This window comes from Cellvibrio sp. KY-GH-1 (assembly GCF_008806975.1).
Lineage (GTDB): Bacteria > Pseudomonadota > Gammaproteobacteria > Pseudomonadales > Cellvibrionaceae > Cellvibrio.
On the sequence record NZ_CP031728.1, the window covers coordinates 951,290 to 965,017 of the forward strand.

Consider the following 13,728-nt stretch of genomic DNA (forward strand, 5'->3'; position numbering starts at 1 on the left):
GTAATCAATTTGTCGCAGAGCATTCATTTTTTTGTCACTTGCTGCGCATAGGATCGAACTGAAATATCGATATCAGCGTTTAACAAGGAGATTACCGTGAGCCAAGTCGACGTAATGAACGAACAGGAGTTACTGGATAGCGCCATGGCCAGTTTTATTGCCGACGTGGTTATCTCAAAAAGCAAACGTCAGCAAATCCGCCGAAACATGGAGTGTCGTAGAAAGTTGGAAGAAAAATGGGAAGCAAAAAAATTACAGCGCGAAACTTGCGAATATGAGTTTGATTATTTGCATTAAATTCCCAGTGAAATTTAACAAAGGGGCGCTGCTCGCCGCGGCCAGCTTTTAGCCGTTATATCGGGCAAAGTGAGTGGCGCTCCTACAATCAGTCACCTCCACCGCCACACCCACTTCCACCATCACTACCGCAGCCGCCGCTTGAACCACTGCAGCCACCACCGCAACCAATGTGGCTCGCGCAAAATCCGCCACCATCTCCGCCGTCATCATTTCTTTTTTCACAGTCCAACGAATAGCGAAAACCTCCGGGAATAGTTAACAGGGAATCCAACACAAAGATTAGAGGTAGTCGTGTTGGGTGTTGGGGGTTGATGGATTCAAGCGCACACGCCAATCGCCAAGCCCGTTTAATTCCTTCTTGCGCATGAGTTTTATCTCTCATGGCTTCTGCCGGAACATGATCCAAATAACGCCCAAAGGCGTCACTACAAAATTCGCGATAGGCTTTGGTGTTCAAAATAAATTCGTGCCAAAAGTCGTCAACAGCTTGGGATGGCATAGCCACCATGCGTTTATTGGCCTGAAGACACATTAAAAAATATTGCCGCATTCCCTTTTGAACGACCGACAATTGAGTGGGATTCAGGTGCGGATATTTTTGCCCAAGCTTTTCTTGTATGTAGCGGGGAAACTTATAGGTGGTTATGTAAGTAGTGCGCCTATGGCCCTTTGCGCCCAGATAAAAAACGGTTGCCGATATCAACAAAACAATTCCAACAATAACATAAAACATCACGGCTCCTACTCAATTAGGACTGCTTTCACACAGAAGGAATGGCAATCGCCCTACTGGTAAGCATTAATTGTTTCGCAAGTTTATCGGGTGTCGTGGCATAAACGCCTGTCAACCAGTCAGCCAACAAAGTGAGTTGAGTTGCGGCTAGCGCCTGTGCAATAGCGGATACAGGTACATAGCGATTTTGTAAAGGTGAAGACATGTTATGCAATTGCGCCATAAGTATTTGGCTAAGGCAACTATTGACATGCTTACGTGCAGCGCCCGTCAATATAGGGCGTGCAAAACTTCTATTCTGCCAAAAATGCTCCAGTATCCCCTGTACATCCAACACTTTGCTCGGGGGTAACATGGCAGAAGCCAAGACAGTCATCGGCCAGCGCAAACTTGCATAGAGCAGATCGCCTTTATTTTTATAATGTTCATAAAAGGTCGAGCGGCCCACATCGGCCTTGGCGATGATGTCTGCAATTTTTATCCTGCCATAAGGCTGCGATAACACCAATTCAAAAAAAGCATTACGCAACGCTAACCGCGTGCGCTCGGCCCGTTTGTCTCCTTCAAATTCCTCAGTCACACGATTTACCCACGTTTTTTTGTAGATGACGGACATTCTAATCGTATTGTCCGCCAAGTATCCATACGCCCTTGTTAGGCTGGAACTCCATATAAATAACTATCTCTGGAGACATTGTGTTAAACGAAAACGAACAAAGAACAAATTCCTATTACCGTTTTATTAGCTGGACCTTAATTGCCCTATCCATTCTGGCGAACGCGGGCATGGCGCATCACCCGCGTATCAGCGCATCGCAACCTGAAGCCCAAATTGAACAAATGGCTCAAATTGCCGGCCTGACTATGCATGTGCACGGCTTATTAAGCCTGGTGGTGCTCGTCTACGTTTGGTTATTTGCGCTCTATGCTGCCGCAAAAAATACCCCCATCGTTTGGCTCGGAAGCGGTGTATTTGCCGCAGGCGGATTAGCGATGACTGGCGCAGCGTTGATTAGCGGTTTTCTCGCGCCTGCAATGCTGCTGGGAGCAGAGATCAACACCGCTGAGCAAGTGGCAATTTTTAAATTTCAATCCCGCTTATTGATGGAGGCGAATCAGGTGCTAGCGAATGCTGCGGCCTTCGCATGGTTATGTGCGGTGATTTGCTGGAGCAGCAATTTGGTTCGCGATAATAAATTCTTTCGTTGGGTAGGATTCGCAGGGCTATTAATGGGCGGTACCAGCTTGTGTGTAGTGGCTACCGGTAACTGGGTTTTGAATGTGAAAGGAATGAGCCTATTTGTATTGATTATTAGCCTCTGGTTTTGTGCACTTGCGTGCTGTTTGTTGTGGAACTCGCGCAGATAGGAGTGGTAGAAAAATCTAAAGCGCCGGCTTTTTTGATTACTAGGGCACCCGCATATCGAGTCCACTTACCATCAACACCGGCGCATTTTTTTTGGTGGGTAATTGTCTTGCGTCGGTAATGACGAGACTCGCCTCCCTGCCGAACGATGGATTTGCGGGCCGTATTTGTAAGTGGTAGCTATCAATGCTGTCGGAATATTCGGGAAATTCCATTTGCACTATTTTACTGTCGCCGATTTGAAGCTCGCCCCAAGGAGCTGGGCAGCGCTCGCTGGGGGATGCAACAAAACTCTCGGTAAAATGTTTGGCGCTATATTGGTATTGCAAGCGAATACAGACTGGAGAAACGGCGAGGCTGTAGATGTAAACTGGTACTGAATCGCGATTCAACCAGTCAGCGCGGCTAATTTGAACAGAACCTTGCTGAAGAAAAGATGTGTCGTGAATCGGGTCGCGATGAGGATAGCGGAACCAGCGTGTGCGTAGCCCGTCAGGTAAATCAATTGATGGGCTGTCGCCCCAGCGAATTGAATTATCCACTGAAGATTCCTCTCCGACGATTAATCCTTTATCGCTATCTTTACCAATGTACACGTGATTTTTCTCAACGCCGTCACGCACCACAAATCCATCGCTGCAGTAATAATCGTGGTTCCGTTGGTAACGGATCTTACGGTATACACCGTCGACAGTACGCCCCGGGCTTCCCGCGGCGAGTTGTTCAACACCGGTTTCATTGATGGAAAATTCGAACTCTATCCATACACCATCATCCGGTTGCCGAATTTCCACGTGTTGATCAACGAAACGTTCACGCATGCGGATGCTATCCATACCGATCAATGAAGCGATCAAACTTTCATTTGCACCATCGTAGTGGCCACGCAGGTCCGGGCAATCATTGAGTCGATTAAAAAACCAGCCTTTATCGGGTGCGGCCCAAGCATCGGGATAACCGGCTGGCCTTCCGCATCCGACGAGTGTGCAAACGAGCAGGATGCAACAAATAAGGTTAGAACGTAGAATTTTATCACTCCGTAATCTCATACCCCTCTTCACGCAAGCGCGCAATTTTATAACGCAATGTACGCGCACTAATTCCTAACCGCTCTGCGGTGTTTTTGCGACTACCACGTTCGTTGCGGAGGGTGTTCATAATAATTTCATATTCGCGCTGCTTCAGGTCGTTACCCAGTGCAGGGTTGTTCAACGAAGAATGATGCACAGGCTGGTTGCTTACCAGCGCAATATTTTCAGCAATTCCACCCACCGGAAATTGGCTGGCGCGGGCGTAAGCCTGTGTAGCGAATGATGACTCACCCGTAGATTCGAAATCAACATTTGGATTAATGGCTTGTGCCGCCTCCAACAAATTCGGTTTTTGGCTGTAGTGCATTGGGCTTTGTGAATATGGACCATTTGCCCCCAAACCCAAATCCTCCGCCTGAATTGATTTACCGGGCTGCAAAATCAGGGCGCGCTGCATAATATTATCCAGTTCACGTACATTGCCCGGCCATGGGTAGGCCAGCAGCTGCTGTTGCGCTGAGGGCGACAAATTCACACCGCGACGATTTTGTTTATGAGCATGTTTTTGCAAGAGCTTATCCGCCAGCGGAATAATATCCTCAAGGCGATCACGCAATGGTGCCCACTGCAACGGCAATACACTCAAGCGATAATACAAGTCCTCGCGAAATTTTCCGGTGACTACTTCGCTGCGCATATCGCGGTTTGATGTAGCGATTACGCGCACATCCAACTTAATGGTTTTGCGGCCCCCTAAACGCTCCACTTCACGCTCTTGTAAAACGCGCAGCAATTTTGCTTGCAGACCAATATCCATTTCTGAAATTTCATCGAGCAACAAGGTGCCGCCATTCGCCTGTTCAAATTTTCCCGGGCTACTGGTATGCGCGCCGGTATAAGCACCCTTTTCATGACCAAACAACATGGCTTCCAACATATTTTCTGGAATAGCAGCGCAGTTAATTGCGATAAACGGTTGATTGCGGCGCGGTGAATGATCGTGAATATAACGCGCGAGCACTTCTTTACCGGTACCCGATTCACCCACAATTAATACAGTGGAATCAGATTGTGCAACGCGTTGCGCTAACTGCAGCAGTTGCTTGCTCGATGGGGCCATAGCCACGGGTTCATCACCCGATATCTGCGCAACCCCTAAGTGCCGAGCCACAGTTTCGACCAGAGTTTGCGGTGCAAACGGTTTTACCAAATAATCAACCGCACCTTGCTTCATTGCATCAACAGATTCACTAATGCTTGCATAAGCGGTAATTAACATCATCGGAATTTGCGGATAATCTTGCTTCACGGCACGCAATAAATCGTGGCCACTCATGCCACCCATATTTACATCGGAAACAATCATCCGGATATCGTTATAGAGTGCCAATTGCTTTAATGCCTCCTCGCCACTGCCAACGGGAAGCACCGAATATTCGGCCAACTGTAAGGTATCGGTTAGGGCTTCTCGCAAGTTGTTATCGTCCTCAACAACCAACACCTTGATTGCATGTTCAAATTCTGCTTGTTGCAATGCCAAAGCCATGATTATTCCCCTACCCCTGTAAAATTAGCGAAAGGCAGCAATACGCTGGCACAAGTGCCCTTACCCAACGTTGATTGCAATAAAAATTTTCCGTGGTGTGCACGTGCAACGGCTTTCACCACACTTAACCCCAAACCTGTCCCCTGGGCTTTGGAAGTTACAAATAAATCGCCCACGTTATTCAGCATTTCTGGTGGAATTCCCGGGCCCTGATCACATACACGAATCCACAATTGCGGCGCTTCCGCCGCGAGCTTTGGATCATTCAGGGCGTTTGGATAGAGATTAAATTCAATACGCAATTTGGCGTTTCGCTCTGCGGCTTGAATAGCGTTATTTACCAAATTTAATAACGCACCGACTAATGCCGCGCGATTGCATTGGATATATTGTTCGCGCGTGCGGATCACCCATTCGCAGGTTGACTCGCTGGTCATTAAAGGAACTTCCATCGCTTCCGCTAATTCCTCTTGCAACTGTGCAACGGAAATAACATCGTTTAATGGCAATTCACCTTTAACATAAAACAGCATGTCCTGAATTTGACGTTCGATATTGTTCAACCGCCCAAGGATTTTTTCTGAAAACTGCTGACGGCGCTCATCATCCAACTTTCCGTTGCACAAATGTCCGGCATAGAGCATTGCAGAGGAAAGTGGTGTGCGGATTTGGTGAGCCAAAGCGCCCATCATTTTTCCGAGTGCAGACAATCGTTCATGGCGACTTAACTCGCTTTGCAATCGACGGGTTTCGGTTTGATCGGTCAGTAAGATAATTTGGCCGTCTTCACCCAGGTTGCGGGTTTGAATGCTCACCCGGCGACCATCTTTCAGCGACACTTCGTGACCGTCATCGTTGCGCGGCGCAAAACTGCGTTTGATCACATCCCGCCACAATTCCCCTTGCAAGGGTTCACCCAGTAATTGCAAAGCTGCAGGGTTGCATTCTGCCACCTTGCCAGAGGAATCCAGCACCACAACCCCGCCAGGCAGGAAATTCAGTAGACTTTCGAGGCGATTGGCGAGTTTTTCTTTTTCCGCTAATTCTGCGAATCGGCGATCACTCAGGTGATTCAATTCCTGATTTAATTCGGCAACCCTGTTTTCCAGCAAATGATAGGAATCAGCCAGTTGTTCCGACATCTGGTTGAAGCTTTCACTTGCTCGGCTTTTATCGGCAAGCGCCAATTTCGTAGCGAGATTTCCCGCCACTTTGGCCTGCTCCGGCACCAGCAAACTCAAATGCTGGCTGTTGGTAGGAGCCGCCTTAATCAAACTGGGTGCAGCTTGCGTCATAAAAACCCCGAATGGTGGAAACCGATTTAGTTTTACCGGCAAACGTCAAGAATCCATCGAATTCTCAGCATTTACTCTTTGGTTATTCAGGTGATTGCAAACGCAATGCCAATCTAACTTTTATATATTTATCAATAAGATAGCTGTAGAATTCTGCATCAGCAGTCAAAGATTTGGCTGAACGCATCAGAAATACAAGACTTGGACTTGTCGGTTTTAATGCCACTACCTATAATGCCGCTACCCTCTCGGGGGAGTAATCTGCTCTGGCATTTATCCGCGCTTACGCTGTTAATGCCGAGCGCTTTTGTCAACAAACTTGTCGCTCATTCGACATGGCAAAAGCGTCCTCTGTCGTGCTGAACCAGCACACGTCGGATTGATGAGACCTGAGATACCACTCTGGCCCCGGGCGGGACAGCGTTGTATCTCGTGTATTCATCCCGCCCTGGTACTTTTCAATGGAAGCATTCCTCAGCTCAACCCTCGCGGTTTCCATCGCCGAAATCGGCGACAAAACCCAATTGCTCGCTTTATTCCTGGCCGCACGTTACGGCCGCCCGTGGATTATCAGCTCGGGAGTTCTTATCGCCACCTTGATCAACCACGGTTTATCCGCATGGCTGGGTGCGGTATTGGCAGATGTTATTCCATCACACTGGATTCCCTGGATTGTCGGTAGCAGCTTTATCGCAATTGGTCTTTGGTTGCTAATTCCCGATAAAGAAGATGATGAGATGGGTCGATTTGCCAACTACGGGCCATTCCTGGCCACACTGGTATTGTTCTTCCTGGCCGAGATTGGCGATAAAACCCAAATTGCGACAGTAATACTGGCAACAAAGTACTCTGCGGATCTGTTGATGACTATGGCGGTGATTGCAGGAACCACAGTCGGAATGCTAATTGCCAATGTCCCGGTAATTTTTGCGGGCAAATGGTTAATGGATAAATTGCCCTTGGGTCTCGCTCACAAGGGGGCGTGTGTTATTTTTATTGGGCTCGGAATTGTGACACTGATTACTAGCTAATACAGCGATAACATCCAAACAATAATAATTTTAGCGAGACCAATATATGCAAAGCACACAAACTTATCGAGAGTTGCGCATAATTGGTTTCGCCGGATTACTGATCATTGCAGGAGTCAGTTGCCTTTTCAGCGTTTACTCCACAAACACAATCCATTCACTGCAATATTTTTTTATTTGTAGCAGTCTTTGGCTATTTGGTTACTGGCAAACGTGGCGACGCCTTGAATTAAATCGCCCACAGCAAAATGCACCACTATTTAATGACCTTGGCTGGGCCAATCAACTGACTATTTTGCGCGGTGGATTGATTGCACTCACGGGCGGCTTTCTTATACAGCCTGTTCCCTCCGGGTTAACTGCTTGGATGCCCGGAATTTTATACGGTATAGCCGCGACCCTGGATCGCATAGACGGTTTCGTTGCGCGTCGCACCCAAAGAACCAGTTTACTGGGCAGCGAATTGGATACTGTGTTTGATGCCTTGGGTTTGTTGATTGCGCCAGTTTTGGCAATTCAACTGGGCAAATTAGCGTGGAGTTTTTTTGCGGTTAGCGCGGCATATTATCTGTTCATTTTTGGTCTCTATTGGCGACAAAAAAATTCACTCCCTGTTTTTCCATTATTGCCCAGCCAACTGCGCCGCGCGTTCGCCGGTTTTCAAATGGGATTTGTAGCATTCATTTTACTACCCGCCTTTTCATCAGAAATTACTAAACTACTCGGTATCGCTTTTATGTTGCCGATTCTTATTGGTTTTTTAATCGATTGGCTGGTGGTGTCTGGTCGTATTGATGGCACCAAACCGCAAACCATAAAATATTTTTCCCGCATCAATCACATCAGCCAAACACTTTTACAACCAGGCCTGCGTCTGATCGTTGCCATCTTACTCCTAGGTATTGCGCACCACACATTCCATCAAAACCCTCTCATCACTATTTTAGTGGGGGTTCTGGCTTTACTCGTTATCAGCGGCACCGGTGCGCGCACCACAGCGTTAGTGCTGTTACTCGGTGCTGGTTTCCTGTTGAGCCAAGGATCCATAAATGTTTTACCATCAGCGGCAAATCCGGAAACCAATAGCTTTTATCAAACAACATTTTTATTTGCCACCAGCTGGCTGCTGCTACTTGGCCCGGGGAAATTTTGCCTATGGCGCGGTGATGATAACTGGGTAAACCGCCAGGACGGTGCGCGATGATTAAAGCAAAAATGGTCATTGCATTACTTTGGATTACAGCGCTATTGCTTGCTGGATGGACGCTAGCCCAATTGCCAGTTGCTGAAATTGGTGCCCGCCTCAGCAGTGTAAAGCTGAATGATTATGCACCTTGGGTACTTGCCAATATCGCCATCTTATTACTCAGTAACTATCGCTGGTGGATGTTGAGTAAGGCAGTAAAAGCACCAATCAACTTCTGGCGCCTACTCTTTATCAAACAAGCGGGACAAAGTATTAGCTTTATTACACCTGGGCCACAATTCGGTGGCGAACCGCTGCAAATATATTGGCTGTGGCAGAGCTCAAAAATCGCCTTACACAAAGCCTTGCTATCCTTGGGATTGGATCGATTCTTTGAACTCTGGGTGAACTTTTCGATACTAATACTCGGAGTCATACTACTCAGCGTATCGACAGCTAATACAACGGCCAGTTGGGAACATATTCTAATCACGTTACTTAACGTAATTGGCCTGTTATCACTAGTCGGGTTTATTTTGATAAAACAACCACAGTGGCTAAGCCAGCGTCTAAACACAGTAGCTCATCAATGGCAAACACATCGCTATTTGCATTCCGTTAAAACGCAGTGGAATTTGCTCACTGATGATTTGCGCTGCTGCTTACACACTGAGCGAAAAATATTGCTGAGCGCCTTGCTGATTTCGCTTCTTGGCTGGGCCGGTTTGTTTATCGAGTTGCAATTAATTCTGTGGATGTCAGACGCGAACACCAACCTTACCGGCTTTTTATTAATATTTGTCGCCATGCGTTTGGCGATGCTATTACCTCTGCCGGGTGGCGTTGGCACCATTGAGGCAGCAATTTTCTGGGCATTTAGTTATTTGAGCTTGTCGATGGAATCCGCATTAACGGTCATTGCATTAATGCGTTTGCGGGACGCCGCCGTATTAATTTTTGGACTGGGCTGTATGGCTGGCTGCCGACACATCACAGCAAAAACGCCGGCACATTCACCAAGCTAAAATTCGGTTTTGGCTGGCGGTCAGGCGTAGATTTCACATCTCCGCCTCCACACATCGTAAACAAACGGTACACTCGTGCGCACACCGGATAAAACCCGGAATCAATCAACATTTGGTAAAACAACTCATCCACGTCATTTTTACTCAAAGGAATAGAATCCAGATATTGGTAAAGCGCATCGTGAACAAGGCTGGCGTGATGAGCCCGCTGCCAAAAACGATTTTTTGTCACCAGACAATTTTGCTCCGCGTCAATTGTCGTAATTACCTCTAACTTCTCATCCCAATCTGGTGTTCCGAATAATGCAAACCAGAAAAACCACCGTTTGGGTGTACAACCATCCCAAGCATAGGTTCGCGTCTTAGTAAAATCGTATTCGACGGTTCGCAATTCTTTATCGGGCGCTGCTTTGGTTGCACCGGGGTTCACCACAATAAGCCCGTTGTGAATAATCAGCCATTCGCTATAAAAATATTTACCCTCGGCTATCGCCGCCCGCTTAACCAGAGGTTTATCAATATAGTTTAACCAGGGCCCTTCCCGATCACGACTATGAAACCCCCATTTCTGAAACTCACTTTCTTTGGCCTGTATAGCCCGCACCAATCTTTCGTTCCGACCAATCCAGCGTGGCAAACCCAACCCTAAATAAATAATTACGCCGATTGTTAAAAATAGCGGCAGGTAATGTATACAAAGCCAGCCAACAACCAATATAACCACCATCCCTAACAGGGTTGCGACCTTTAGAGAGATATCGAATAGCGAGCGGCGGATATTGAGTTTTTTCAGGTTCATAATTAATGCACTGTAATTTCGGCCAAGTCCGACGCATCCTTTTCGTTGTCCAGACGCACAGTAGTTGCTTTATGCACCTGATTCTTTCTACCGTAATTGCGATAAATATCCACGTGTACCGTAACCGGCCCGAAGGTTTCTACAGAACTATTTGAGTAAAAATCCGCGGCGACTTTATAAATTCCCTTACCGGCCGATTTCAACAGATATTCTTCCGGGCCAAACCCGCTGGTGTTATCAAATGGCAGCCACGCACCGGATTTGGAATAGCGATTGCCATAGTAAACTTCTGTTTTATCCGGTTCATGCAGATGTAAATCCATATCCGCCTGGTCGTTAGTCCAGGAAATGACCACACGCAAATCAAACTCCATGGCGCTGATAAAACGCTGATCAAAACCAGAAATACTGTTGGGATCAACGTTCCAAACCTGAATTAAATTATTCAATTCCCCAATAGTCGTAATGGCAAGGTCATGTTGAAAACTGTCATCCAGTAGAATGGATTGCCAATAGTAATTAGCAGATTGAGCAATTAACCCGGGTGTCTCGGAAGTCGCCATACGCTCTAACAAAACAGCCAGGTCGCGTTTACTCGTCGCCTCATACGGGACTATCTCATTAACAAAATTCAGGTATAAAAGTGCAGGCTCCCATTGCTGATATTCAATCAATGTGTAGGCTACCAACCGCTGAGCCAGCATTTTTTCTGGCATAAGTTCGCTAATGTTACTCAGTATTTTATAAGCAATTTCTGATTGTTTATTGTCAAAGAAATATTTAGCAACATCCATATAAAATGACATATTTGCAACATACTCATTGCGCTGCTGCAAATAGGTTATGTATGCCTTCTCGATTGGCGCAGCTCTTATAGCCTTCATATAGGGGGTATCCGGATTCCAGGCCACCACCTTAATTCCACCATCAAAATCACCAAGGTTCTGTACAACAACCTCTTCAACACTATCGCCTGTTGATGCACTCGCTCTTGCGCCTGTAACCATGACCTCATCGAGCGCTGACGATTCTCGCGCTTTCTTCTCTTTCAGAAACTGCTGATTAAACGCTACCGGGTCTTCATACCAGGCCACTCGTTGTTTCCATGCTACCAATAACTCCTCTCGAGTTTTCCTTTTAGCTTTAGATTCTTGCGCAACATGTTCCGCCCTTAGCTCGTCGTATTCATTGTCCGGATCAAATAGCGCCGGCGGCTTCACGCCAAATTCAACGTAATCATCCAGGTTTTCCAACACCAAAAGACTTGTGTAGGGTGTAACAATCGAATGTTTCATTCCCGCATCAATAATGGCTTGTTTATGCTGCTGAGGATTAATCAATAACGGCTGAATTTTATTGGTAGCCCACTGATATTGGATCGACTTTCCCTCCAAAAGATTGCCATCTGTTACAAGGAGCTCTTTCGTTTCCCCATCAATATTAACGACAAGGCTAGAAGGCAAATCATCCTTACTAAGAGCCCCCAAAATTTCTATTGGATTTTTTGTATCGAAGCGTCGTTTCACAAGAATATTGTTACTTTTGGATTTTACATCCACATCATCCAGCACAGAGAAGAATTCATTAACTGAAAGATTATTTACCCTTGTCAGATTACCTTTCGCTGCGAGAGTCTCCAGCAGCGGCATATTGCTGGTACGAGCATCAGGATAAACTGCATAGACAGGTTCGGAAACGCCTTGCAAATCGAGCAGCCCCACCGAATGGGTAGCGTCAGAAAAGAGCAACAGCGTTGAATCCTGCGCACTTGCTACCTGCTCATTTGCTACCTCCTTACTTGCAACAAGGCCCTTAATGTTATTCAGATCAGATGCGCCGTCATAAACAATACCCGACGCGAAGGATTTAACCGCATCGACAGATGTTGTCAAATTCACTGGTTGTTGATTATCGGTTGAAAAAAGTTGGACGCGGATATTTGCCGCAGGAAATTCGCGCCGGACGGCTATTAACCAAACCAAATACTGCACATGATAAGCCTTCATGGATAATGAGGTATCCCACAAGACCAGTATACTTTCAGGTGTAAATGGTGCTGCGTTCAGATGCAGTGGCAAACGAAAATAGATGTTTTCATCGCTGCCAGATTGCACCTGCAAGGCAGAAACTTTCTGAGGTTTTAGATTAAACGCCAACTCTGAATCAGCAGAGAAATTGTCCGCATTGAAACGCAGGATCTTTTTATTTTTGCTGGTTGTATAGGTTTTAAATTGCCTGGTACGAATAACTGAGGAAGGTGAATGACTGATAGCATCAATACCCTCCAGCTCAATATCGAGGGCAATCTGTTTGAACTTACCTAGAATATCCAGCGGAATACTATAGCGATACGTCCCATCAACTGCTTGTAAGGTTTCCTGGTACTGAATTTGTATACGACGCGGATTCTCCTTGCTGACGGGATATATTTCTGTTTGAAATTTATTGTTTTGCGTAAGTTCGGCAATGGCCGGATCTACGCCGCGCGACTCCAGTGTTTCCAACGCATCCCTCGCCTCCTCTTTGGGTACCACAACGGCGGGAACCATACGGTCATTCACATCCAGGCTATACCCACTTACACTGGCAGATGCAGGTAATGGCAAACTGAAAGCCACTTCAGTATCACGGGAATCCAGGGTTCTAAAACGAATATCAATAGTTGTTTCTGCCAGGTCACCGTTGATTTTTGCACTTACGGAAAAATGCTCTATCTCTACCGGCAACCCATTTTCATCCGTCATAAATTGTGAAGGCAATTTCTTATGGGTTCGCTGAAAAGAGCGCTTTTCATCTATAACAACATCCAGGTGTGAGCCTCTATAAAAAACAGGGATAAATGTATCTTCCATAACAATATAAGGCATGTAGTCATCCGCCATAATCAAGCGCGCCATATGGCTTTCGCCCTCGTTATGGGAGGTCAACTGAACATTGTTATCCGGGTAGATATTAAGCCCATAGGCTTCGCCACCACTTTCTGAATTACCCCATTCCCAAACACTACTCAAGGCCTTACTGGAAATAGCGCGCACCTTCTCTTTAACGAAAAAATAGTGCGTATCGCCACTAACCAATTCTAATTGAGTGCCATTTAAAGATAACTTGTCGATAGGAATTTCTTCATCAGGGCAAAGATTAGTAATTTCTACCGATAGATAATCGCTCAGGTTATTTACACTGAAGCATTTTTTTGATTTTTCCGTAAACTCAAATAACAGGATGTCATTTTTATAGGAAAACAGCTTAACCTTTACAGAGGATCGACTCTTACCATTTTCCAGGATTTTCACAGACGCCCATTGGCCATTAGGCACAGTCTGAACCTCAGACGGAGCAGATAAAGAATATTGCGATAAACCAAGCAGGAAAAATAACACTATCAGCTTAACAACAGGCATATAGGCTCCATCCAA

General features: G+C 46.3%; 12 protein-coding genes. 5 read left to right on the plus strand and 7 right to left on the minus strand.

Annotation, left to right across the window (positions count from 1 at the left end; translation table 11 throughout):
- The first annotated feature begins 96 nt into the window (after nt 1-96).
- Nucleotides 97-297: a PA3496 family putative envelope integrity protein gene (locus D0C16_RS03990; RefSeq protein ID WP_151031109.1), complete on the plus strand. Its 201-nt coding sequence runs from the start codon at nt 97-99 to the stop codon at nt 295-297.
- An 88-nt stretch (nt 298-385) separates the two neighbouring features.
- Here the strand turns inward: D0C16_RS03990 and D0C16_RS24610 are convergent, their stop codons facing one another.
- Nucleotides 386-1,033 carry a hypothetical protein gene (locus D0C16_RS24610; RefSeq protein ID WP_151031110.1) on the minus strand — a complete coding sequence of 216 codons (648 nt, stop codon included), beginning with the start codon at nt 1,031-1,033 and terminating at the stop codon, nt 386-388.
- Nucleotides 1,034-1,061: 28 nt separating this feature from the next.
- Complete coding sequence (locus D0C16_RS04000; protein ID WP_191968638.1) at nt 1,062-1,613, minus strand: TetR/AcrR family transcriptional regulator; 552 nt, start codon at nt 1,611-1,613, stop codon at nt 1,062-1,064.
- Nucleotides 1,614-1,729: 116 nt separating this feature from the next.
- Here D0C16_RS04000 and D0C16_RS04005 point away from each other — a divergent pair, with 116 nt between their 5' ends.
- Nucleotides 1,730-2,401: a hypothetical protein gene (locus D0C16_RS04005; protein WP_151031112.1), complete on the plus strand. Its 672-nt coding sequence runs from the start codon at nt 1,730-1,732 to the stop codon at nt 2,399-2,401.
- A gap of 39 nt (nt 2,402-2,440) precedes the next feature.
- On the opposite strand, the gene D0C16_RS04010 is transcribed toward D0C16_RS04005, so the two are convergent.
- The 3 genes from D0C16_RS04010 to D0C16_RS04020 are packed head-to-tail and all read right to left on the minus strand — an operon-like array spanning nt 2,441 to nt 6,271.
- Nucleotides 2,441-3,448 carry a hypothetical protein gene (locus D0C16_RS04010; protein ID WP_151031113.1) on the minus strand — a complete coding sequence of 336 codons (1,008 nt, stop codon included), beginning with the start codon at nt 3,446-3,448 and terminating at the stop codon, nt 2,441-2,443.
- A complete protein-coding gene (locus D0C16_RS04015) occupies nt 3,432-4,976 on the minus strand; it encodes a sigma-54 dependent transcriptional regulator (RefSeq protein ID WP_151031114.1) in 1,545 nt (514 codons plus the stop codon). The genes D0C16_RS04010 and D0C16_RS04015 overlap by 17 nt, the downstream gene beginning before the upstream one ends.
- A 2-nt stretch (nt 4,977-4,978) precedes the next feature.
- Nucleotides 4,979-6,271, minus strand: a complete 1,293-nt coding sequence (locus D0C16_RS04020) for a PAS domain-containing sensor histidine kinase (RefSeq protein WP_151031115.1) — start codon at nt 6,269-6,271, stop codon at nt 4,979-4,981.
- Nucleotides 6,272-6,732: 461 nt separating this feature from the next.
- Between D0C16_RS04020 and D0C16_RS04025 the strand changes: the two genes are divergently transcribed.
- Genes D0C16_RS04025 through D0C16_RS04035 form a run of 3 tightly spaced genes read left to right on the plus strand, consistent with a single transcriptional unit; the run spans nt 6,733 to nt 9,513 of the window.
- On the plus strand, nt 6,733-7,302 hold the full coding sequence (locus tag D0C16_RS04025; RefSeq protein ID WP_151031116.1) for a TMEM165/GDT1 family protein: 570 nt from the start codon (nt 6,733-6,735) through the stop codon (nt 7,300-7,302).
- A gap of 46 nt (nt 7,303-7,348) precedes the next feature.
- Nucleotides 7,349-8,506: a CDP-alcohol phosphatidyltransferase family protein gene (locus tag D0C16_RS04030; RefSeq protein WP_151031117.1), complete on the plus strand. Its 1,158-nt coding sequence runs from the start codon at nt 7,349-7,351 to the stop codon at nt 8,504-8,506.
- Nucleotides 8,503-9,513, plus strand: coding sequence for a lysylphosphatidylglycerol synthase transmembrane domain-containing protein (locus tag D0C16_RS04035; protein WP_151031118.1), 1,011 nt, complete (start codon nt 8,503-8,505; stop codon nt 9,511-9,513). The genes D0C16_RS04030 and D0C16_RS04035 overlap by 4 nt, the downstream gene beginning before the upstream one ends.
- Here D0C16_RS04035 and D0C16_RS04040 read toward each other — a convergent pair.
- Nucleotides 9,479-10,312, minus strand: coding sequence for a hypothetical protein (locus D0C16_RS04040; protein WP_151031119.1), 834 nt, complete (start codon nt 10,310-10,312; stop codon nt 9,479-9,481). The two genes, D0C16_RS04035 and D0C16_RS04040, sit on opposite strands and share 35 nt — an antisense overlap.
- A 2-nt stretch (nt 10,313-10,314) precedes the next feature.
- The gene (locus D0C16_RS04045; RefSeq protein WP_191968639.1) at nt 10,315-13,713 is read right to left on the minus strand and encodes a VIT domain-containing protein; all 3,399 of its coding nucleotides are present in this window, start codon (nt 13,711-13,713) and stop codon (nt 10,315-10,317) included.
- Nucleotides 13,714-13,728 lie beyond the last annotated feature (15 nt).

Bases quoted from the DNA above. Each gene is read 5' to 3' on its own strand.
- D0C16_RS24610 (WP_151031110.1), bottom strand. From the start codon at position 1,033: ATGTTTTATGTTATTGTTGGAATTGTTTTGTTGATATCGGCAACCGTT.
- D0C16_RS04010 (WP_151031113.1), bottom strand. From the start codon at position 3,448: ATGAGATTACGGAGTGATAAAATTCTACGTTCTAACCTTATTTGTTGC.
- D0C16_RS04015 (WP_151031114.1), bottom strand. From the start codon at position 4,976: ATGGCTTTGGCATTGCAACAAGCAGAATTTGAACATGCAATCAAGGTG.
- D0C16_RS04020 (WP_151031115.1), bottom strand. From the start codon at position 6,271: ATGACGCAAGCTGCACCCAGTTTGATTAAGGCGGCTCCTACCAACAGC.
- D0C16_RS04025 (WP_151031116.1), top strand. From the start codon at position 6,733: ATGGAAGCATTCCTCAGCTCAACCCTCGCGGTTTCCATCGCCGAAATC.
- D0C16_RS04030 (WP_151031117.1), top strand. From the start codon at position 7,349: ATGCAAAGCACACAAACTTATCGAGAGTTGCGCATAATTGGTTTCGCC.
- D0C16_RS04035 (WP_151031118.1), top strand. From the start codon at position 8,503: ATGATTAAAGCAAAAATGGTCATTGCATTACTTTGGATTACAGCGCTA.
- D0C16_RS04040 (WP_151031119.1), bottom strand. From the start codon at position 10,312: ATGAACCTGAAAAAACTCAATATCCGCCGCTCGCTATTCGATATCTCT.
- D0C16_RS04045 (WP_191968639.1), bottom strand. From the start codon at position 13,713: ATGCCTGTTGTTAAGCTGATAGTGTTATTTTTCCTGCTTGGTTTATCG.